The sequence below is a fragment of the Prauserella halophila genome (assembly GCF_024171895.1).
Taxonomy (GTDB): domain Bacteria; phylum Actinomycetota; class Actinomycetes; order Mycobacteriales; family Pseudonocardiaceae; genus Prauserella; species Prauserella halophila.
In genome coordinates this window covers 287,639-308,185 of the sequence record NZ_JAMTCQ010000010.1, presented here as the reverse complement: position 1 = coordinate 308,185, position 20,547 = coordinate 287,639, and the positions used below count along the sequence as shown (strand labels likewise).

Sequence of the window (20,547 nt, the reverse complement as noted above, 5' to 3'; positions counted from 1 at the left end):
GGCGAACGTCCGCAACGCCGCGCGAGACGGCGCCGAGGCAGGTCAGGCGATTCCGGTGGCCTCGGCGGACGCGGGGTCCGAGTCGACGAGCAGCTGCTTGCACCGCTCGTACTCGTCGGCCTCGCCGATACGGCCCGAGGCCTTGGCGAGCGCGGCGACGCAGCGGAGGAAACCCTGGTTCGGGCGATGCGTCCACGGCACCGGGCCGAAGCCCTTCCACCCGGAACGGCGCAGCTGATCGAGGCCGCGGTGATAGCCGGTGCGGGCGTAGGCGTAGGCGTCGACGACCTCGTTCTCACCGAGCGCGCGCTCGGCCAGAGCGGCCCAGGCCTCGCTGAAGTCGGGATGCTCGGCGGCGACCTCGCTCGGCTCGGTGCCCGCGTCCAGCGCGGCTTCGGCGTCGGGGCGCTCCGGGAGCGTGGTGGGTTCCGGTTCGAGCAGGTTGTGCGTCATGCCGCCATTGAACCACCGAGCGCGCGGCCACGGAGCGGCGCAGGGGGTGGGCGTAGGGGTGGTGCCGGGGGTGGCGCGGCCGGCTGGGGACCGGCGGACGCGGCTGCCCTCAGCAGCAGTACCGACTCAGAGCAGCAGCGTCAGCGAGGACGCGACCGCCATCAGCACGAGACAGCCGACCAGGACGATCGCGACGAGACGTTTCGACATCACGCCGCCACTGTGCCCGACCACGAACCGTGCCCACCGCCCTCCCCCGAACGTGAATTCCCCCAAGGGCACCTTGGAGGCGCTCAACGCCCCCAAGGTGCCCTTGGGGGCGCCTTGGGGGCGTTGGAGAAGCCTTGGGGAGTTGGGCGCAAGCCCGGTGTTCGTCAGAGCTTCTTGCCTGCCGACTTCAGGGCTTCGGCGGACTCGACGACGCGCTGGGCCATGGCGCCCTCGGCGACCTTGAGGTAGCTGCGCGGGTCGTAGGTCTTCTTGTTGCCGACCTCGCCGTCGATCTTGAGTACGCCGTCGTAGTTCTTGAAGAAGTGGTCGGCGATGGAGCGCGAGAACGCGTACTGCGTGTCCGTGTCGACGTTCATCTTCACGACGCCGTACGACAACGCCTCGTGGATCTCCTCGAGCAGCGAACCGGAACCGCCGTGGAACACGAGCTCGAACGGCTTCGATCCTGCGGGCAGGCCCAGCTTCTCGGCGGCGACGGCCTGGCCGCGCTGGAGCACGTCGGGGCGCAGTTGCACGGCACCCGGCTTGTACGAACCGTGGACGTTGCCGAAGGTCGCCGCCAGCAGGTACCGGCCCTTCTCGCCTGCGCCGAGCGCGTCGATGGTCTTGGTGAAGTCGCCTTCGGCGGTGTACAGCTTCTCGTTGATCTCGTTGGCGACGCCGTCCTCCTCGCCGCCGACGACGCCGATCTCGACCTCGAGAATGATCTTCGCTGCGGCCGATGCGTCGAGCAGCTCGGACGCGATCGACAGGTTCTCGTCGAGGTCGATGGCCGAACCGTCCCACATGTGCGACTGGAACAGCGGGTTCTCGCCGCGCTTCACGCGCTCGGCGGAGATGTCGATCAGCGGGCGGACGAAGCCGTCCAGCTTGTCCTTCGGGCAGTGGTCGGTGTGCAGCGCGACGTTGACGTCGTACTTCTCGGCGACCACGTGCGCGAACTCGGCCAGCGCCTTCGAGCCGGTGACCATGTCCTTCACCTTCTGGCCCGACGCGAACTCGGCGCCACCGGTGGAGAACTGGATGATCCCGTCACTCTCGGCCTCCGCGAACCCGCGGATCGCAGCATTGACGGTCTCCGACGAGGTCACGTTGATCGCCGGATATGCGAACTCGCCCTGCTTGGCACGGTCCAGCATCTCGGCGTAGACCTCAGGCGTGGCGATGGGCATCGTTGTCCTCCTCGGGGCGGCATGGCATGCGACTGTGTCGTCAGCCGCATTCCCGGTCGTCTTCCGGTTGACTCGTGCTCACCGACGGCACCGTCACGGGTTCGGCGCCGGGCTCTGCAGACCGGATCCTACGAGCCACAGCCTGGCATCACCCGACGACCCGGCAAAGCCCGGTATCGCCCCGACGCAGCCCTTCCACAACCCCGATCCGGGCTCCGGTCGCCGGACCGACCGCGGAAACCGCCGACACACCGCCCGGCGCGGCCACCGAACGGGGATTCGTCGGTGGCCGTTCTCATAGCGCGGATCAGCCCCGCGATCGATTAATATTGCATACCGCAAGCAATCGATGGGCGGATCATGGCGTCACGGATCATGGCGTCACGGATCAGGGGATCCGACTCGGCGACCGCAGCCGGCCCGCACCCGACATCACCGGCAGACCCGGACACGGACACGGCCGGCAGCTCCGCAGGTACCTGCAGCACGGGCAGCGCCGGCAGCGCGCCGACCGACGCGGACGCGAAGCCTGCGACGGCCCGGACCGCCTCCGCCGGGGAAGCGGCCGAAGCTGCGGCCCCTGCCGGCTCTTCGGCCCCTGCCGAGTCCCGCGCGCCGATCTGGTCCCGCGACCTCGCACTCGTCTGGGTCGTCAACTTCTGTCTCGCACTGGCCTTCTACGGCCTCATCACGATCATGGCGGTCTACGCCGTCACGCGGTTCGGGGTGTCCGATTCGACCGGCGGACTCGCGGCGAGCATCTTCGTCGTCGGCGCCACGATCGCACGGCTGTTCGCGGGCGGGCTCGTCGACCGGTTCGGCCGACGCCGCGTGCTGTGGGCGGGGCTGGCGGCATGCGCCCTGGTCGCGGCGCTGTACCTCGCGGCGAGCTCGCTGCCACTGCTGCTCGCGGTCCGCGCCACGCACGGCGTGCTGTTCGCCGTCACGAGCACGGCCGCGATGACGCTCGCCCAGGCACGCATCCCGTCGTCCCGGCGTAGCGAAGGCACCGGCTACTTCGCGTTGAGTATCACGCTCTCGACCGCGATCGGCCCGTTCATGAGCCTCGAGATCGTCGACGGCAGCGGCTACGACACGCTGTTCTGGTCGATCTTCGCCACGCACGCGGCAGCCTGCCTGCTGGCGCTGCTGATCACCGCGAAGGACGAGCCACCGGCACCGGAACCCGCCCGGCAGCGCACCGCGCGCGGCGTGCTGACGTCGATGGTGCATCCCGCGGTTCTGCCGATCGGACTGTTCATGCTGGTGATCGGCTGCGTCTACTCCACCATCGTCACGTATCTGAACTCCTACACCGAGCAGGAGGGGCTCGAGCAGGGAGCGAGCCTGTTCTTCGTCGCCTACGCGACGGTGATGTTCGCCAGCCGGTTCGTCATGGGCAGACTCCAGGACCGGCGCGGCGACAACGTCGTCGTCTACTCGGCGATCGTGGTGTTCGCGGGCGCACTGTTGCTGCTCGGCACCGCCTCGGCCGACTGGATGATCGTGGCCACGGGCGCGCTCACCGGATTCGGCTTCGGCACCCTCAACCCCGCCTGCCAGGCGGCGGCCGTGTCGCGGGTGCCGCAGGAGCAGTTCGGCGTCGCGATCTCGACGTTCTTCCTGATGCTCGACGCGGGCGTCGGCCTCGGACCCGTCGTGCTCGGCCTGTTCGCAGCGGCCTCGGGCTATGCGGCGATGTTCCTCGTACTCGCGGGCATGATGCTGCTCAGTGCACTGCTGTATCTCGCCGTTCACGGCCGCAGGCCCGACGCCCGGCACGGCCGCGCCGCGGCAACGCACGCGTAGGCGCCCGTTCCCGGTGAGCTCGCAGGCCCGCGGGCGCCCGTGCGACCGGCAGCGGGAGCGGCTCGGGGTCTCGACCGAGCCGCTCCCCGCCGTCGACGTGCGCCGCAGTCCTTACCGCAGGTGCTCGGCCAGGGCCCGGTAGACGGGCAGTGGGTCGGCGTCGGGAGGCAGTGTCTGGATGCTGACGTGATCCGCGCCGGCCTCGATGTGCTTCTTGACGCCCGCCGCGACGGTGTCCGCGTCTCCGTGCAGGCCGAGTCGGTCGATCAGCGCGTCGCTGCCGCCGTCGTCGATGTCCGATTCGGACCAGCCGAGACGCTTGAGGCTGTTCCGGTAGTTGACGAGGCCGAGGTACGGATTGTTGATCGGTGGGCGCGCGGTGGCCCGCGCACGTTCGGCGTCGGTGTCGAGTACGACCTTCTGCTCCGGTGCCAGCAGCACGCCCCGGCCGAGCTGCTGGCGCGCGTCGCGGGTGTGCTCGGGCGTGGTCAGGTAGGGGTGCGCGCCGAGGGCACGTTGCGCCGACAGTTGCAGCACCTTCGGCCCCAGCGCCGCGAGCGCCCTGCCCTCGACCGGAACGCCGGCCTCGTCGAGCTGGTCGAGGTAGGAGACGATCTTGTCGTACGGCTTCTGGTACTCCTGCTGCGCCTCGGGATGGCCGACGCCGACACCGAGCAGGAACCGGTCCGGGTGTTTGGCGGCGATCCGCAGGTAGGACGCGCCGACCGTCGGAGCGTCGTCGGTCCACATGTTGACGATGCCGGTCGCGATCGTGATCGACGACGTCGCGTCGAGCAGCTTCTCGATGTGCGCGAGGTCGCCCGGTGGGTTGCCGCCCAGCCAGATCGTGCCGTAGCCGAGCTTCTCGATCTCGACCGCGAGCTCCTCGTCGACGCCGTTCCACCAGCGCCAGATTCCGTACTTGCCCAGATTCACCGCCATGTCCGTGGCAACGCCCCGCACCCGGTCGGATGTTCCTCCACATTCCCGCCATCGCTGATATCACTGAACCGGACGTTGTCCACCGAACCTCGAGACGACCCCGACGAGCTGCGCACGACCGGCGCCACGGGTTTCCCTACCAAGCAGTAGCCTACTGTGAGTAAGTTGCGGTACGGTCGGGACGACGAGCACCGAGGAGGCAGCAGTGACGTTCCTGTCCGGCGGAAATGGCGACAGCCTGAAGAACGTGAAAGACAAGGTCGTGCTGATCACAGGCGCGGCACGCGGCATCGGCGCAGGCTTGGCCGAACGTCTGGCCTCCGACGGCGCCAAGGTCGCGCTCGTCGGGCTGGAAGCCGACGAGCAGACCAGGGTCGCCGAGCGCATCGGCCCGAACGCGCGTTCCTGGGAAGCCGACGTGACCAGCTGGGACGCGCTGGAGCGGGCGACGGCCGGGATCGTCGAGCACTTCGGCGGGATCGACATCGTCATCGCCAACGCAGGCATCGCCACCACGGGCTTCGCCCGCTCGATCGACCGCGACGCCTACGAAAAGGTCTTGGAGGTCGACCTGCTCGGCGTGTGGCGCACGTTCCGCGTCACGATGCCGCACGTCATCGACCGCAAGGGCTATCTGCTCGCCATCTCGTCGTTCGCTGCGGTCGCGCACGCGCCCGGCCTGTCGAACTACGCGGCGGCCAAGGCGGGTGTCGAGGCGTTCTGCAACAGCCTGCGCGCGGAGCTGCAGCATCTCGGCGTGAAGGTCGGCGTGGCGCACCCGACGTGGATCAAGACCGACCTCGTCGACAGCGCCGACTCGCATCCCGTGTTCGGCAAGCTCCGCACCGGCATGCCCGGCCTGATGGGGAAGACCTACCCGCTCGACCTGGCGCTCGACCAGCTCACCGAGGGTGTCCGCAAGCGGGCGCGGGTCATCCACGTGCCCAAGTGGGTCGGGGTGATGAAGCTCTTCCGTGCGATCGTCCCGCCGCTCATCGAGTTCGGTGCGCGGTTCCGGGGTGTGGCGAAGGCCGACGAGGCGGCGCTCGAGGACATCGCCAAGCGCGGCTCCCGCGAGTCCGCACTCAACGGCCACGGTGGCCGAGCCGCCGTCGAGTAACGCGCCGCAGTTGCCCGGCCGGCCACACGGAGCGTCGCCGGTCGAGCGGCTGTGGGCGCAACCAGGGTGACCCGGGAGCGCCACCGGTCAGGCCTACCCGACGACAGGAGGACAACGTTGTCCCGCCGCGATCAGATCCGCATGTCCGACGACGAGGTGCGCGCGTACTTCGCCGAGCAGCGCGTCATCGACGTCGCCACGATGAGCCCGAACGGCAGGCCACACCTGGCGCCGCTGTGGTACTTCCCGCGAAACGGCGATTCCCCGGCCGATGCCGGTTCCCCTGCCGATGCCGGTTCCCCTGCCGATGCCGGTTCCCCTGCCGATGCCGGTTCCCTTGCCGATGCCGGAGTGCCCGCACTGGCGACCTGGACGTATCGCAAGTCGCAGAAGATCGCGAACCTGCAGCGGCTGCCGCAGGCGACAGTGCTGATCGAGTCCGGCGAAACGTACGAGCAGCTCCGCGGCGTGTCGATGGAGTGCGATGTGGCATTCGTCGAGGACACGGCCGAAACCGAGCGGATCGGCACGACTCTCGCGATGCGCTATGCGGGGCTGGAGGGCGATCCGCCCGATGAGCTCAGGGCGGGCATTTCGCAGCAGGCACCGAAACGCGTCGGCCTGATCTTCACGCCCACGAAGCTCGTCAGCTGGGACCACACGAAGCTCGGCGGCACGTACTGACCGATCGGGCGGTTCCCCGGCCCGCACTGTTGCTGGCACCATGACGTATATCACTCGTCGACGAGTGCCGGGAGCTCACCGTGAAGCTGCGCGCCGAAATCGCCCAATCCTGGCGACGTGCCGAACTGGCCGGATTGAAACCCGACAGTCCGACCGACCGCATCGCGGGCGCCGACGTTGCCGACATCGACACCCGCAGTCGCCTGCTGCGCGCCGCCGACCCGGTGCTCGACGAGATCTCGCGGCATCTGCGCGACGCCCGGTTGTTGGTGCTGCTCGCCGACCGCGACTGCCGCATCGTCGCGCGCCGCTACGGCGACAAATCGCTCGAACGCGCGCTCGACGCCGTCAGCGCGGTGCCCGGCTGCCGCTTCTCCGAGGAGGTCAGCGGCACGAATTCGCTGGCCACGCCGTACGAGGTGCGCCGCGGCATGGCCGTCCACGGCGACGAGCACTTCCTCGATGTGCTCAAACCGTTCACCTGTTATGGCCATCCGATCACCAATCCGGCGACCGGCAGGCTCGAGGGTGTTCTCGACATCACGGGCCTGGTCGAGGATGCGAATCCGCTGTTGGCTCCGTTCCTGCTGCAGGCCGTGACCGACATCGAACGGCGGCTGCTCGACGGGTCGAATCTGGCCCAGCAACGGTTGCTGGCGGCGTTCCAGGCGGCGCAGCACCGATCGTCGGCGGTGCTCGCGCTCGGCGAGGACGTCGTACTGGCCAACAGTGCGGCGGTGGATCTCGTCGATCCCGCCGACCACCCGATGTTGCGCGAGCTGTCCCGCACGCGGCGCGGTGTGCGGCGGGTGCAGCTGTCGTCGGGCACCGAGGTCGAGGTGCGGATGGAGGCGGTGTCGGTCAACGCGGGGATGCTGTTCGAGCTGGCGCCGCTGCGGCCGGCGTACTCGGCCGCGACCCGAAGGCGATCGGCGCAGAGCGTGGTGCCCGCCGACGTCGAGGACCGCCTCCGCCGCAGCGCAGCCGCCCGGCGCCGGGTGCTGATCACGGGTGAACCCGGCACCGGTCGCGGCTCGGCGACAACAGTGCTGGCCGGGCCGGACCCGATCGCGCGCGCCGACGCGGGCGAGCTCACGCTGCTCGGCGAGTCCGAGTGGACCGCACGGCTCGAACGGCTTGCGGCGACCCACCAGGGCCTCGTCGTGGTGCGGGACGTCCACCTGCTGCCGCCACCGGCCGTGAGCAGACTGGCCCGGCTGCTCGACAAGACATCCGCGTGGTTCGCGTTCACCGCACGTACGGGCGCTGCAGCGCACGGCACCGGCTCGCCGACCGGGGACAGCGGGGTGGACAGCAGAGTGGGCGGCGGGGTGGACGCCGAACTGCTCGCGCGGGTGCACCGGAGGGCCGAGCTGCCACCGTTGCGGGCGCGCCGCGGTGACATTCCGACGTTGGCCAGGGCGATGCTGGCAGGTGTGCGTCCCGACGGCACTCCGCGGCTGACGGCCGGTGCCCTCGAGCTGCTCAGTGCGCAGCCGTGGCCGGGGAACCTGCGAGAGCTGGAGACGGTGCTGACCGACGTCACCGAGGGACGATCCGCGGGCGACATCACGGCGCGCGATCTGGCCCCGCTGTGTCCGGTGACGACCACCGCGCCGGCGCTGTCGGGTTGGCAGCGGGCCGAGTACGAGGCGATCACCCGCGCGCTCGCCGCCGTCGGAGGGAACAAGGTCCGGGCCGCGCGCGACCTGGGCATCAGCCGTTCCACGCTGTACAACCGCATCCGCACCCTCCACATCACCACCACCCGGTGAGCACCACCAGCCGCTGAGCCCGGCCTCCGTGTGTCACCGCGTGTCGCCGTGGCACGCGGCGCGTGTGCAAAAGCTGCACACCCACGCGGCGCGGAAGCGGCCAACAATCGCGATGACCGGAGTTGCAACGACGCAATGCGGAATGAGGAGTCATCGTGAAAACGAAGGCAGCGGTTCTGTTCGACGCGGGTAAGCCGTTCGAGATCATGGAACTCGACCTGGACGGCCCCGGCCCCGGCGAAGTGCTGATCAAATACACGTCTGCGGGGCTGTGCCACTCCGACCTGCACCTGATCGACAACGACCTGGTGCCGCGGTTTCCGATCGTCGGCGGCCACGAGGGCGCGGGCGTCATCGAGGAGGTCGGCGCCGGCGTCACGAAGGTCGAACCCGGCGACCACGTCGTGTGCAGCTTCATCCCCAACTGCGGCACCTGCCGTTACTGCTCGACGGGCAGGCAGAACCTGTGTGACATGGGCGCCACGATCCTCGAAGGACACCTGCCGGACGGCAGTTTCCGATTCCACGGCAGCGGCGGCGACATCGGCGCCATGTGCATGCTCGGCACGTTCTCGGAACGCGCGACGATCTCGCAGCACTCGGTGGTGAAGGTGGACGACTGGCTGCCGCTGGAGACGGCCGTGCTGGTCGGTTGCGGCGTGCCCACCGGCTGGGCGACGGCCAACTACAGCGGCGGCGTGCGCGCGGGCGACACCGCGGTGGTCTACGGCGTCGGCGGCATCGGCATCAACGCCGTGCAGGGTGCGGCCCACGCCGGTGCGGCCAATGTGATCGCAGTCGACCCGTTGGCGTTCAAGCGCGAATCGGCGTTGAAACTCGGCGCGACGCACGCCTTCGCGACCGCGGAGGAAGCCGCCGAAAAGGTCACCGAGCTCACGTGGGGACAGATGGCCGACCAGGCGCTGATCTGCGTCGGCACGGTGGAGGAATCCGTCGTCAGCTCGGCATTCGACGTCGTCGGCAAGGGCGGCACGGTCGTCATCACCGGCCTGGCGAACCCGGAGAAGCTGACCGTGAACGTCTCGGGCGGTGTGATGACGCTGTTCGAGAAGACGGTCAAGGGAACGCTGTTCGGATCGGCCAACCCGCAGTACGACATCGTGCGGCTGCTGCGCCTCTACGACCAGGGGCACCTCAAGCTCGACGAGCTCGTCACGACGAAGTACACGCTGGAGCAGGTCAACGAGGGCTACCAGGACCTGCGGGACGGTAAGAACATCCGCGGCGTCATCGTCCACGACACGTGACAAGCCGGGCGTGGGCGCTCCCGATCACGTGGGCGCCCACGCCTGTTCCATCCGACGACCGTGGGTGTTGCGCGACGACGCCCACGGTCGCTTTCGTGTCCGTGGCGTGGGCGTGTCCGTGTGCGCATCCGTAGGCGTGTCCGTGCCCTGGGCCGCGGCCGCCGGGTGGGTGCCGATGCGAGGGGAAGATTCGGGGCGATGGGTGCCCCGAAGGTGCCCTTCGGGGCACCGGATGTTGCCCGTGTGGGTTACTCCGATGACGGCAGCCAGGCTCCGAGGACGGGTTTCCACTCGTGGATCGTGCGTTCCGCCAGCGCGCCTTCGAGGTGGTACGGATCGGCGTCCAGCAGCGCTTGGAGTTCGTCCCGGTCGGCCGCCTGCATGACGATCATGCCTCCGACGTTGCCGTCCAGCGGGCCCGCCAACGCCACCACACCGCGTTCGGAGAGATCGGCGAGATACTCCCGGTGCCGCGACCGCACGTCCACGTACTTGTCGCCGTCGTACCGCGTCTGAACCACATACCAAGTCATCCCCCGAAGATACGGCCGCGCGGAGCGCGTCGATGAGGGGTGGCGGCCGGGCGAAGGGCCGGCCCCGCCGCGCGGAGCGCGTCCGGCCGGTGGCGGTGGCGGGAGGCGCCTGGGAAACCACGGTTCCCGGGGCCGCCCGGCGTCGTCGTCATCACCTTGGCGGGAATCCTGGGTTCGGCACCGGTCGACCCGATACGCTGATCACGCGGTGAGGTCCCCGGCACCGAAGGACGGTTCGATGAGCAATGCCGAGCGCGGCGCGGTCGGCGGTACAGCCGACGGCGGCACCGCCGGTCACGGCGATGCCGCCAGTCACGGCAGCACGGCCGGCACTGGCGGCGTGTCCGGTGCAGGCGGCGCGGGCGGTGCAGGCGGCGCGGGCGGTGCTGCCGGTGCAGGCGGCGCGTCCGGCGAGGGCGGCGCGTCCGGCGAGGGCGGCGCGTCCGGCGAGGGCGGCGCGTCCAACGCCGTTGAGCAGACGCTCCGGCACCTGCGCACGCTCGACGCGCCCGTCGAGGAGACCGACGACGCACCGTCACAGAGCCCGCTGACACTCGAGGACCTCTACCGCCAGCACCGCATGCGCCTCGTCCGGCTGGCGATCCTGCTGGTGGACGAGCCCGCGACGGCCGAGGACGTCGTGCAGGAGGCGTTCACCGGTCTGCACCGCAACTGGGCGACGCTGCGCGATGCGGCGGCCGCGCTCGGATATCTGCGCGCGGCGGTCGTCAACGGCTCACGCAGTGTGCTGCGCAGGCGTAAGACGGCGCGGGAGTACGTGCCGCCGCATGCGGTCAACGCGCGGTCGGCCGAGAGCCTGGCGATGCTGTCGACCGAGCACCAGGCAGTGGTGAAGGCGTTGTCGAAACTGCCGCCGCGGCAGCGCGAGGTGCTGGTGCTGCGCTACTACGGCGGCCTGTCGGAAGCGGAGATCTCCGAGGCCACGGGCATCTCGAAGGGAACGGTCAAGTCCACCGCGAGTCGCGCCCTCGAAGCGTTGCAGCGCACCGTGCCCGATTCGAAACGCTGAGCGGCGTTTCCCGCACGCCGAGTCCGCCACGCCGGACCCGCAACGGGCGGCCCCTGAACCCGGCACTGCGCACCGAGGAACCCCGTCCGGCAGAGCCCCGAGAAGCAGCTCGACAACCTGCTTGCGGCACCGCGTTCGGCGGTGCACACGGTGTATGCGGGCGGCACATCCGGCTCCGCACACGTGCGCAGCAAACCGTTCACCGTCGTCGACATCCGGAACCAGGGACGTGTCGTCGCGTTCACCGACGGCGCAGGCGACATCCACTGCCTGCCGGGAACGCCCAGTCACCTCGCGCAGACGTTCCTCGCGACCTGGCAGTCGATGTAGCCCGCCCCGGCACCCGTCGCCGCTGCCGTTTTCGCCCGCAACGGGTGATTCCGGTTCGGATCCGGCGCGCGGGGGAACGCTCACACCACGAACACATCACGCGTGCGTACCTGGCCCTCGGCTGGTCTGGACCAATAAGATGCCTTCCGTGAGCACCCCCGACGACCACACGTCCGAACCTCCGGACCTCGTCCTCGCCGGCGGCGGGGTCGTCCTGCCCGGCGGGGTGGCCGAGGCGGGCTGGGTCGCGATCACGGGGGAGCGCATCACCGCGACGGGGACGGGACCGGCGCCCGCCGCGCGCGAGCACGTCGACGTCGGCGGTTGCCTCGTCGTCCCCGGCTTCGTCGACATGCACTGCCACGGTGGCGGGGGCGCGTCGTTCTCGACGACCGACCCCGCCGAGGCAGCCCGTGCGGTGGCCGCACATCGTCGTCACGGCACGACGACGATGCTCGCGAGCCTGGTCAGCGAACCGGTTCCCACGCTGACGAACCAGGTCGCGGCGCTCGCCGAACTGGTCGACGGCGACCTGCTGGCCGGGGTGCACCTCGAAGGGCCGTTCCTCGCCGAGGCCCGCTGCGGGGCACACGATCCGGCCGTGCTGAGCGAACCCGATGACCACGCCGTGTCGGCACTACTCGCAGCGGGCCCGGTGCGCATGGTCACGATCGCCCCCGAACTGACCGGTGGCGTCGAGGCCGTGCGGCAGGTCGCCGAGCAGGGAGTGATCGCCGCGATCGGCCACACCGACGCCCGCTCCCCACAGCTGCGCGCCGCCGTCGACGCGGGAGCCACCGTCGCGACGCACCTGTTCAACGCGATGCGCCCGCTGCACCACCGCGAACCCGGCGCCGTGGGCACGCTGCTCGACGACGACCGCGTGACCGTCGAGCTGATCTGCGATCTCATCCACGTGCACCCCGACGTCGTGCGCCTCGCCACCCGCCACGCGGGGCCGGCCCGGACGGCGCTGATCACCGACGCCATGTCCGCGACCGGCGCCCCCGACGGCGACTACACCCTCGGCGCACTCGACGTCGAAGTGCGCGACGGCATCGCGAGGGTGCCGGGTTCCGGAGCGCTGGCCGGCAGCACACTCACCATGGACGCCGCGTTCCGCAACGCCGTCACCGCGGTCGGCATGAGCGTCACCGACGCCGTCCACGCGACCGCCACGCGACCGGCCCGGCTACTGGGACTCGACCACGAGGTCGGCAGCCTCACCGCCGGCCTGCGCGCCGATCTGGTGGTGCTCGACAAGGACCTGCGGACACAACACGTGATGCATTCAGGACAGTGGGTCACCGCTGAGTGACACGTGTGCAACCCGTTCGTGCGCCGACTGACCGGCCACGGCCGACGGCATTACGCTGGGCATCGATGAGCGACGACCCCGAGCGCCTGCTGGCCGAGGCGTTGCGGGCGCAGGCTCGCAACGCACCTCCCGCTGGGCACCCGGCACCGCAGCACGCCGGACCGGACCCGCAGCACGCCAGTGTTGACCCGCGGCACGCCGGCCCCGATCCGGAACCCAGCGGTCCGGCACCCGTCGTCGAGACCCCGGGCGGTTACGGCCTGTTGTCCGGCGCGGGCGAAGGTTCCCTCGAACGCGAACGTGCCGCGCTCGACGCCCAGGCCGCGCCGTCGGCGCCCTCGGCGCCCTCGACGCCGACCGCCGAGCCCGCACTCGACTCGGCTACGGAACCCGCCGTCACGCGGACGAGCGGGCACGGTCGCCACCAACGCACCGACTCCGCAGGCAGGTCGGTGTCGCTGCCGTGGATCGTGCTCCTCGCCGCGGTCCTCGGCCTGGCCTGTGGCTGCGTCATCGGCCTGCTCACGATCACCTGAAGCCGAGCCTCTGCCACCTGCGCCGCCACGCAAAACACCGGCTGTTTCATCACTCGAACATCGAGCCGGGGTTGAAGAGGTTGTGGGGGTCGAGTGACCGGCGGATGTCGCGGTGCACGCGCAGGCCGACGGGGCCGAGTTCGCGGGCCAGCAGGTCCTGTTTGAACTTGCCGATGCCGTGCTCGCCGCTGACGGTGCCGCCGAGCGACAGGCCGAGTTCGCAGATCGCGTCGAACGCTCCTCGCGCGCGGTCGAACTCGTCGTCGCGGTCGTAGATCACGGTGGGGTGCATGTTGCCGTCGCCCGCGTGCCCGTTGACAACGATGCGCAGGCCGACGTCCTCGGCGATCCGGGCGCAGCCGTCGATCAGGTCGGCGATGCGGGTCCGCGGGACGCACACGTCGTCGATCATGTGCTGAGCGCCCATGCTCTCGATCGCCGGGTGCACCGAACGCCTGGCCTGCATCAGCATGCTGCCCTCGGCGAGGTCGGTGGTGGAGTGCACCAGCGCGGCACCCGCTTCGGAGCACACGCGTTCCAGCACGGCCAGTTCCCGCGAGGCCGCCTCGCCGCCGGCGTCCGACTGGCACAGCAGGAGCGTGCCGCCGCCGTCGCCACTGCCGAGGTCCGTACCGAGGTACCGCTCGACGGTACGCACGGTCGTGGCGTCCATGATCTCCATCAGCGACGGCACGAGACCCTCGCCGACGATCCTGGTCACGGCCGCACCCGCGTCGGCGGTGTCGGGGAACGACGCGACCAGCGTGCCCGGCACCTGCGGCAGTGGGCGCAGCGCCAGCGTGGCGCGAGTGATCACGCCGAGCGTGCCCTCGCTGCCGACGAACAGTTTCGTCAGGTCGTAGCCCGCGACTCCCTTGACGGTGCGCCTGCCCGTCTGCAGCAGCGATCCGTCGGCGAGCACGACGTCGAGCCCCAGCACCGAATCGGTCGTCACGCCGTACTTCACGCAGCACAGGCCGCCCGCGTTCGTGGCGAGATTGCCGCCGAGGGTGCAGAAGTCGTAGCTGGCGGGGTCGGGCGGGTAGAACAGGTCGTGGGCGGTGGCCGCCTCACGCAGGTCGGCGTTGATGACACCGGGTTCGACGACCGCGACCCGGTTGGCCGCGTCGACCTCCACGATCCGGTTCATGCGCGTGAGCACCAGCACAACGCAGCCGTCGAGCGCGTTGGCGCCGCCGCACAACCCGCTGCCTGCGCCGCGCGGGACGACTGGCACTCCCGCGTCCGCGCACGCGCGCACGACCGCCTGCACCTCCTCGGTCGACGACGGGAGCGCGACGGCGAGCGGGGTGCCGGACGGCGCCAACGGCAGCCGGTCGCGTGAGTAGTTCGCCATGACGTCGGGGTCGGTGAGCACCCCTGACGAACCGAGCCGTGCGGTGAGCAGATCCACGAGGCCGGCGGCGGTGCCGGCCGGGAAGGTACCGACCATGGTCTGCACCGTAATCCGCGCTCACCCGACCCGGTACGGACGTGTGGTCCTTCACAACAACCGATCGCCGTACCAGTCTGTCTCACACCCCCGACCGAGCTAAGATAGTTGTAACTGTCAAATAAGCTGGCGGACGTTCACCGGACCCTGCCCCCGATCGGCTCCGGACGGCGACCGCCCGATGTGACAGCACGAGCACCGCGGCGAAGGACCACCCCATGACAGTTCCCTCCCAGGACGACCTCGACGTCGCGGATGCACTCGGCGGCCAGCTGGTGCGGTTCTACCGGGCGATGGCGAAAACGAAGTCCTACCTGTCCAAGACCGGCCCGGACGGTATCGAGCGTGCTGCCTACGCGATCCTGTTCTACCTGGTCGGCAACGGCCCGCAGCGCACGTCGGCGCTCGCCGACGCCCTGCATTCGGACATCTCCACCGTCAGCAGGCAGAGCAGCACGCTCGTGCAGCACGGGCTGGTGGAACGCACCGCCGACCCCGAGGACGGCCGGGCCACCCTGCTCGTACCCACCGACGAGGGCCTGCGCGTGTTCGAGGAGAACCGCAAACTGCGGGCACAGTGGATCGCGTCGATGCTGCAGGAGTGGCCGCGCGACGACCGGGTCGCCGTCGCCTCGCTGCTCGACCGGCTCAACGCGGAGATCGAGCAGTTCCACGAGGGCATGATCGAATCCGCCTCGAACGACGGCGGAGACGGGGACGGGAACGGCGCGCACGGGAAGTCGGCGTGAACGCCGGCAGCGGCCACCTGCGCCACCCCGGTAGTAGCGGCGGTAGCCGATGCGGCAGCAGCCTCGGTCGCAGCGGCAGTGGCAGCGGTCCGGGATGCACGACCGTTACTCCGGGGCGCCATGATCAGCGCTAGCATCACCCGAACGGACGCCAGCTACTCACTCAGCGAAGTCGGCTCGCGGCGGCACGGTTACCCATCCGTGGCCGAGGAGGTCCGCGCGACCGGAGGCGAGGCTCTCCACGACGTCCGACCGGGGGACGAGCACGTGCCACGCGACTGAAGGGAACCCACCACTGATGCCGGGACTGTCCGCCACCGTCCGCACGACCGACGGCTGGGGAATCGAGCACGCCGTCCTCACCGTCACCGACCTCGGCGGGCGGCAGGCCGCACACGCCGCGGCCGACGCCCAGGGCGTCGTGAGCACCGACCTGCTGCAGCCCGGCGTCTACACCGCAGTCGTCACTGCCGCAGGCCACCTGCCCATCGCACGCACCGCCCAGGTCGGCAGCACCGGCGGCGCCGAGCTCGGCGAACTCGTCCTCGAACCGGAGGAGGGCGCCATCGAGCTGCCGCCCACCGGGCCGTGGGTGATCGACCCGGTGCACTCCTCGGTGCAGTTCGCCGCGCGCCACCTCGGCATCTCCAGTGTCAGGGGCCGGTTCGGCGAGATCCAGGGACAGGTGCAGGTCGCCAGGCCGGTCGAGCAGTCCCTCGTGCGCGCCCAGATCACGGCCGGTTCCATCGACACCGGCATCAAGATGCGCGACGACCACCTGCGCTCGGCCGATTTCCTCGAGGTCGACGAGTTCCCGACGATCGACTTCGTCAGCACCGGTCTCGTCCAGCGCGGTTCGGCCGACTGGACGATGGAGGGTGAGCTGACCCTGCACGGCGAACGCAAACCGGTGACGTTCGAGATGACCTACGGCGGCTACGGACCGGACCCGTGGGGCGGCACGCGCGCGGCCTTCCACGCCGAGACGCAACTGCGGCGCGAGGACTTCGCGATCAACTACAACGCCATGGTGCGCGCGGGCGTCGCGGCGGTCGGAACGACGGTGAAGGTCGAGATCGACATCCAGCTCGTCCAGGGCGAACAGCTCCCGGAGATGTGATCGTTCCCGCCGTCGGCACGGCCGCGACGACGGCGGAGCCGGACGGCCGGGTGAGGTCCGCCTGCCACTGATTTCGGTACTTGCGAGTGATCCGCCGGCGCGGCCACGTACGCTGGGGCGCTGTGAGTGGTGCGTACGCGATGGGTACCGGGTTCGGGCTGGATTGGCTCGCGACGGTCGGACCGGTGCTGCTCTGGGTCGTCGTACTCGGTTTTGTGTTCATCGAGTGCGCGCTGATCCTAGGACTGTTCCTGCCCGGCGACTCCCTGCTGTTCATCGCAGGTCTCATCCTGGCGCAGGAGAGTGCCGGTGATGTCCAGGTGTGGGCGCTGGCGCTGTCGGGGCTGCTGGCGGCGATCGTGGGCAACCGGGTCGGCTACTTCGTCGGCGACCGCACCGGCACGCGGTTCATCTCCCACCGCGACGGGAAGGTCCTCAACCAGCGCAACCTGGACCGGGCCCACGAATTCCTCGAGCGCTGGGGATTCCTCGCCATCGTCGCCGCACGGTGGATTCCGTACGTCCGGACGCTGGCGCCCATGCTGGCAGGCGTCGCCCGGATGAACATGCGGCGGTTCATGGTCTCCACGACGGTCGGCGCGATCATCTGGGTGCCGACGCTGGTGCTCATCGGCTTCTACGGCGCGGGCCTGATCGCGCACATGCCGTGGCTGACCGAGGGGCTGATCTGGGTCAGCGTCGGATTCTTCGTCATCAGCACCACCTACGGCGTGATCCGCTACCGCAAGGAAACCCGCAAACCCGTGGCGGAAGACCCCGCCTGACCGGGCGACCCCGACCGGACCATCAGCCGTGTGCCCCGAAGGGCACCTTGGGGGCACTCAACGCCCCGAAGGTGCCCTTGGGGGCATCAACGGCTACAGCTCCCGCAACGCTCCGTGGCGGAGTTCGAGGCGACGGGTCGGCCGGAGGGATGACAGGAAGCGCTCGTCGTGACTGACGACGACCAGCGCTCCCTCGTACGACCGCAGCGCGCTCTCGAGCTGACCGACGCTGACGAGGTCGAGATTGTTCGTCGGCTCGTCCAGGAGCAGCAGCTGTGGTGCAGGCTCGGCGAACAGCGTGCACACCAGACTCGCCCGCAACAGCTCCCCTCCCGAGAGTGACCGCACCGGCCGCTGTGCCCCGTCGCCCCGGAACAGGAACCGCGCGAGCAGGTTCATCCGGTCGACCGGTGACATCGACGGCGCGAACGCCGCCAGGTTCTCCGCCACCGACCTGTCGCCGTCGAGCACGTCGAGCCGCTGCGTCATATACGCCACCCGGCCGTCCGCCCGCCGCACAGTCCCGCCGCCCGAGTCGCCGCCGCCCGGCTCACCACCGCCATCAGGGTCACCGCCGCCCGGTTCGAGGTCCCCGCTGATCACCCGCAGCAGTGTCGATTTACCGGAACCGTTCGGCCCGGTCAGCGCGATCCGCTCCGGCCCGCGGATCGCCAGGTCCAGCCCGAGCGCGCGGACACCCGAACCGCCCGAGTCCGCCCCACCTGCGTCCAGCGCCGCAGCCTCGCCTGTGACCGCCTCGCCAGCGGCCGCCTCGCCTGTAACCGCCTCGCCAGCGGCCGGCGCCACCCCCTCGCCGCCGGACTCGGAGCGGCAGTCGCCACCGGAGTGGCGGCCGGACTCGGCGCCGCCGGATCCGGCGCCGGAGTCGCGGGCGCCGGAGTCGCGGGCGCCGGTGTCGGAGTCGCCGCGCCCGGCGTCGAACAGGTCCCGGACCCGGATACCTTCGCCGTGGAAAACCGTCCGCCCGGCGGGTACCCGCGTCTGCGGCAGGTCGACCACGATCGCGTCGTCGTCGCGCAACGTTCGCTGCGCGTCGTCGAGATGCGCACGGGCCTGCGCGAGGCGGGCGCCGTGCACGTCGTCGGACTTCGCAGCCGATGTCTGCGCCTTGCGTTCGAGTTCCCCGGCGACGATCTTCGGCAATCCCGCGCCGGCAGCCTTCCGCGAACCGGTACTCGCCCGGCGGTCAGCCCGCTCCCGGGCCTGCTGCTTCTCCCGCTTCTCTCGCTTGACCTGCTGTTTCGCGGTGCGAATCCGCTGCTCGGCCGCCTGCCGTTCCGCCTCGATCGTCTCCTCGTACGCGGTGAACCCACCGCCGAAGAACCGGACCTCGCTGTGGTCGAGTTCGGCGATGCGATCCATCCGGTCGAGCAGCGCGCGGTCGTGGCTGACCACGAGCAGGCAGCCCGACCAGTCGTCGAGCACGTCGTGGAGCGTGCGTCGGGCCTCGGCGTCGAGGTTGTTCGTGGGCTCGTCGAGCAGCAGTACGTCGGGTTCGGCGAGGAGCTCCGCGGCGAGCCCGATCGCCACGATCTGTCCGCCCGAGAGCGTTCGCAACGGCCGCATCAGCTCTACGCCGGTGAGCCCGATCCGGTCGAGCTGTGCCCTCGAGCGCTGCTCGACGTCCCAGTCGTTGCCGATCACCGTGAAGTGGTGCTCGTCGACGTCACCGGCCTCGACGGCGGTGATCGCCTCGAGCACCGGCGCGACACCCAGCACGTCGGCCACCGTCAGCTCCCCGCGCTGCGGCAACGTCTGCGGCAGGTGACCGAGCACGCCGTCGACGGTGATCGTGCCCGAACGCGGGCGGTGCGTCCCCGCGATGAGCGCGAGCAGGGTGCTCTTGCCCGCCCCGTTCGGCGCGACGAGACCGGTACGACCGGGCCCGACGGTCAGCGACAGGTCCTCGAACAGGGGCGTGTCGTCCGGCCACGCGAACGACAGATGGGAGCAGACGATGGACGGGGACGACCCCGGCGTGGGCGACCCCGGCACGGACGACGCAGCGGCGAACGGCGAGCCGGAAGCAGGATGGGACACGGCTGATACCTCGGGAGTCGGGCGACGCGGACACAGGTCGACGGCCACCGGAAGAGGTGGCGACTCCGCGGATCGGCACCGGCTGGGATCAGCCGAACACTTCCCGCTCGGATACGGGTCAAGCGGTCATCGCGATCAACACGGAGCTGTCAGGCGTCACCGAGCACGTCGTGTACTCCCAAGAACGGCAGTAGGCCGCCCCCGAGGCTACTCGGCCTCCGCTGCCCGAGCGAAGCCTTTTTCGCCCGGCAGCATTCTCACCCGGCAGCGTCTTCACCCGACAGCGTCTTCACCCGGCAGCGTTGCCGCCCGCAAGCTGCAATCCACGTGTGGACAATCCTGTGGATAACTCACACTTGTCCCCAGGCTTGTGGACAACCCCGACGGCTCCGGAAACCCCGCGCGCACGCCGGGCGACTGCCGGACACTGCCGAACCCACGCCCGCGAAACCGGAGGTCACACCGCGAAGGTCGGCAGCTCCATGTCCTTGACGACGAGGTCGGCGCGAGCGGCGGTCGGCGTGACGAGGTCGGCGTTGCGCTGGTCCGATCCCCACGCGCGCTGCTGCGCCTCGACGAGCGACCGGCCGTACTTACGGTGGCGCGACACGAGCCGTTCGATCCGCACGTCCTCGGCCGGCTGCATGAACCACGCCTCGTCGAGCAGCGGCCGCAGCTGCGCCCACGGTTCGGTCTCGAGCAACAGGTAGTTGCCCTCGGTGATCACGAGCGGCACGTCCTCGGGCACGGCGACGGCGCCCGCGATCGGCTCTTCGATCTCCCTGCGGAACTCCGGGGCGTACACGCGCTCGTCACCCGCGGCCAGCCTGCGCACCAGGTGGACGTACCCGGGACCGTCGAACGTGTCCGGGGCGCCCTTGCGGTCGGCGTTGCCCAGCCGGGCGAGCTCCACCTGCGCGAGGTGGAAACCGTCCATGCCGACCACCTTCGCCCGGTTACCGAGCGCACCGGCCAGCTGCCACGCCATCGTCGTCTTGCCGGACGCCGGGGCTCCCGCGATGCCCAGCACACGCCTGCCGCCGGATGCGGCGAGCGCCTCGGCGCGCGCCAGCAGATCATCAAACGTCGTCATCTCGCTCCCATCATGACCCGTGCGCCGCGCCCCGGCTCGCCGACCCCGTGTCGTCCGGCCCACCGCCGCACCGGGTGTCGGCCAC

General features: G+C 70.3%; 19 protein-coding genes and 1 pseudogene. 12 read left to right on the top strand and 8 right to left on the bottom strand.

Features of this window, described 5'->3' with window-relative positions; genetic code table 11:
• Nucleotides 1-42: 42 nt before the first annotated feature.
• The 3 genes from LY41_RS13790 to fbaA all read right to left on the bottom strand — a co-directional run bounded on the left by LY41_RS13790 (nucleotide 43) and on the right by fbaA (nucleotide 1,856).
• Nucleotides 43-453 carry a DUF3151 domain-containing protein gene (locus LY41_RS13790; RefSeq protein WP_253864398.1) on the bottom strand — a complete coding sequence of 137 codons (411 nt, stop codon included), beginning with the start codon at nucleotides 451-453 and terminating at the stop codon, nucleotides 43-45.
• 126 nt (nucleotides 454-579) lie between these two features.
• A complete protein-coding gene (locus tag LY41_RS13785) occupies nucleotides 580-750 on the bottom strand; it encodes a hypothetical protein (RefSeq protein WP_253864397.1) in 171 nt (56 codons plus the stop codon).
• Between the two features lie 77 nt (nucleotides 751-827).
• Nucleotides 828-1,856: a class II fructose-bisphosphate aldolase gene (gene fbaA, locus LY41_RS13780; protein WP_253864396.1), complete on the bottom strand. Its 1,029-nt coding sequence runs from the start codon at nucleotides 1,854-1,856 to the stop codon at nucleotides 828-830.
• 360 nt (nucleotides 1,857-2,216) lie between these two features.
• Here fbaA and LY41_RS13775 point away from each other — a divergent pair, with 360 nt between their 5' ends.
• Entirely contained in the window at nucleotides 2,217-3,665 is a 1,449-nt protein-coding gene (locus tag LY41_RS13775) for an MFS transporter (protein ID WP_253864395.1), read from the top strand.
• Between the two features lie 111 nt (nucleotides 3,666-3,776).
• On the opposite strand, the gene LY41_RS13770 is transcribed toward LY41_RS13775, so the two are convergent.
• Nucleotides 3,777-4,607: an LLM class F420-dependent oxidoreductase gene (locus tag LY41_RS13770; RefSeq protein WP_253864590.1), complete on the bottom strand. Its 831-nt coding sequence runs from the start codon at nucleotides 4,605-4,607 to the stop codon at nucleotides 3,777-3,779.
• Nucleotides 4,608-4,845: 238 nt separating this feature from the next.
• Here LY41_RS13770 and LY41_RS13765 point away from each other — a divergent pair, with 238 nt between their 5' ends.
• The 4 genes from LY41_RS13765 to LY41_RS13750 all read left to right on the top strand — a co-directional run bounded on the left by LY41_RS13765 (nucleotide 4,846) and on the right by LY41_RS13750 (nucleotide 9,454).
• Complete coding sequence (locus tag LY41_RS13765; RefSeq protein ID WP_253864589.1) at nucleotides 4,846-5,727, top strand: short-chain dehydrogenase/reductase; 882 nt, start codon at nucleotides 4,846-4,848, stop codon at nucleotides 5,725-5,727.
• 117 nt (nucleotides 5,728-5,844) lie between these two features.
• On the top strand, nucleotides 5,845-6,411 hold the full coding sequence (locus LY41_RS13760) for a pyridoxamine 5'-phosphate oxidase family protein (protein WP_253864394.1): 567 nt from the start codon (nucleotides 5,845-5,847) through the stop codon (nucleotides 6,409-6,411).
• 80 nt (nucleotides 6,412-6,491) lie between these two features.
• Entirely contained in the window at nucleotides 6,492-8,186 is a 1,695-nt protein-coding gene (locus LY41_RS13755) for a sigma-54-dependent Fis family transcriptional regulator (RefSeq protein ID WP_253864393.1), read from the top strand.
• A 155-nt stretch (nucleotides 8,187-8,341) separates the two neighbouring features.
• Nucleotides 8,342-9,454 carry an NDMA-dependent alcohol dehydrogenase gene (locus LY41_RS13750; protein ID WP_253864392.1) on the top strand — a complete coding sequence of 371 codons (1,113 nt, stop codon included), beginning with the start codon at nucleotides 8,342-8,344 and terminating at the stop codon, nucleotides 9,452-9,454.
• A 248-nt stretch (nucleotides 9,455-9,702) separates the two neighbouring features.
• On the opposite strand, the gene LY41_RS13745 is transcribed toward LY41_RS13750, so the two are convergent.
• Nucleotides 9,703-9,987 (bottom strand): YciI family protein, encoded by a 285-nt coding sequence (locus LY41_RS13745; RefSeq protein ID WP_253864391.1) that lies wholly within the window; start codon nucleotides 9,985-9,987, stop codon nucleotides 9,703-9,705.
• A 490-nt stretch (nucleotides 9,988-10,477) separates the two neighbouring features.
• Between LY41_RS13745 and LY41_RS13740 the strand changes: the two genes are divergently transcribed.
• The 4 genes and pseudogenes from LY41_RS13740 (at nucleotide 10,478) to LY41_RS13725 (ending at nucleotide 13,201) form a co-directional block, all read left to right on the top strand.
• Nucleotides 10,478-11,017 (top strand): RNA polymerase sigma factor, encoded by a 540-nt coding sequence (locus tag LY41_RS13740; protein ID WP_253864588.1) that lies wholly within the window; start codon nucleotides 10,478-10,480, stop codon nucleotides 11,015-11,017.
• Between the two features lie 93 nt (nucleotides 11,018-11,110).
• Nucleotides 11,111-11,347, top strand: a pseudogene (locus LY41_RS13735) (ESX secretion-associated protein EspG); the annotation flags it as partial.
• Between the two features lie 148 nt (nucleotides 11,348-11,495).
• A complete protein-coding gene (nagA, locus tag LY41_RS13730) occupies nucleotides 11,496-12,665 on the top strand; it encodes an N-acetylglucosamine-6-phosphate deacetylase (RefSeq protein ID WP_253864389.1) in 1,170 nt (389 codons plus the stop codon).
• Nucleotides 12,666-12,730: 65 nt separating this feature from the next.
• Nucleotides 12,731-13,201 carry a hypothetical protein gene (locus tag LY41_RS13725; protein ID WP_253864388.1) on the top strand — a complete coding sequence of 157 codons (471 nt, stop codon included), beginning with the start codon at nucleotides 12,731-12,733 and terminating at the stop codon, nucleotides 13,199-13,201.
• Between the two features lie 49 nt (nucleotides 13,202-13,250).
• Here the strand turns inward: LY41_RS13725 and LY41_RS13720 are convergent, their stop codons facing one another.
• Nucleotides 13,251-14,654 (bottom strand): FAD-binding oxidoreductase, encoded by a 1,404-nt coding sequence (locus tag LY41_RS13720; protein WP_253864387.1) that lies wholly within the window; start codon nucleotides 14,652-14,654, stop codon nucleotides 13,251-13,253.
• A 218-nt stretch (nucleotides 14,655-14,872) separates the two neighbouring features.
• Here LY41_RS13720 and LY41_RS13715 point away from each other — a divergent pair, with 218 nt between their 5' ends.
• The 3 genes from LY41_RS13715 (at nucleotide 14,873) to LY41_RS13705 (ending at nucleotide 17,308) form a co-directional block, all read left to right on the top strand.
• Nucleotides 14,873-15,403, top strand: coding sequence for a MarR family winged helix-turn-helix transcriptional regulator (locus tag LY41_RS13715; RefSeq protein ID WP_253864386.1), 531 nt, complete (start codon nucleotides 14,873-14,875; stop codon nucleotides 15,401-15,403).
• A gap of 298 nt (nucleotides 15,404-15,701) precedes the next feature.
• A complete protein-coding gene (locus tag LY41_RS13710) occupies nucleotides 15,702-16,523 on the top strand; it encodes a YceI family protein (protein ID WP_253864385.1) in 822 nt (273 codons plus the stop codon).
• Between the two features lie 122 nt (nucleotides 16,524-16,645).
• Nucleotides 16,646-17,308: a DedA family protein gene (locus LY41_RS13705; RefSeq protein ID WP_372493250.1), complete on the top strand. Its 663-nt coding sequence runs from the start codon at nucleotides 16,646-16,648 to the stop codon at nucleotides 17,306-17,308.
• 93 nt (nucleotides 17,309-17,401) lie between these two features.
• Here the strand turns inward: LY41_RS13705 and LY41_RS13700 are convergent, their stop codons facing one another.
• Together LY41_RS13700 and LY41_RS13695 are read right to left on the bottom strand one after the other, a co-directional pair.
• Nucleotides 17,402-19,324 carry an ABC-F family ATP-binding cassette domain-containing protein gene (locus LY41_RS13700; RefSeq protein WP_253864586.1) on the bottom strand — a complete coding sequence of 641 codons (1,923 nt, stop codon included), beginning with the start codon at nucleotides 19,322-19,324 and terminating at the stop codon, nucleotides 17,402-17,404.
• Between the two features lie 502 nt (nucleotides 19,325-19,826).
• On the bottom strand, nucleotides 19,827-20,462 hold the full coding sequence (locus LY41_RS13695) for a nucleoside/nucleotide kinase family protein (RefSeq protein WP_253864384.1): 636 nt from the start codon (nucleotides 20,460-20,462) through the stop codon (nucleotides 19,827-19,829).
• Nucleotides 20,463-20,547 lie beyond the last annotated feature (85 nt).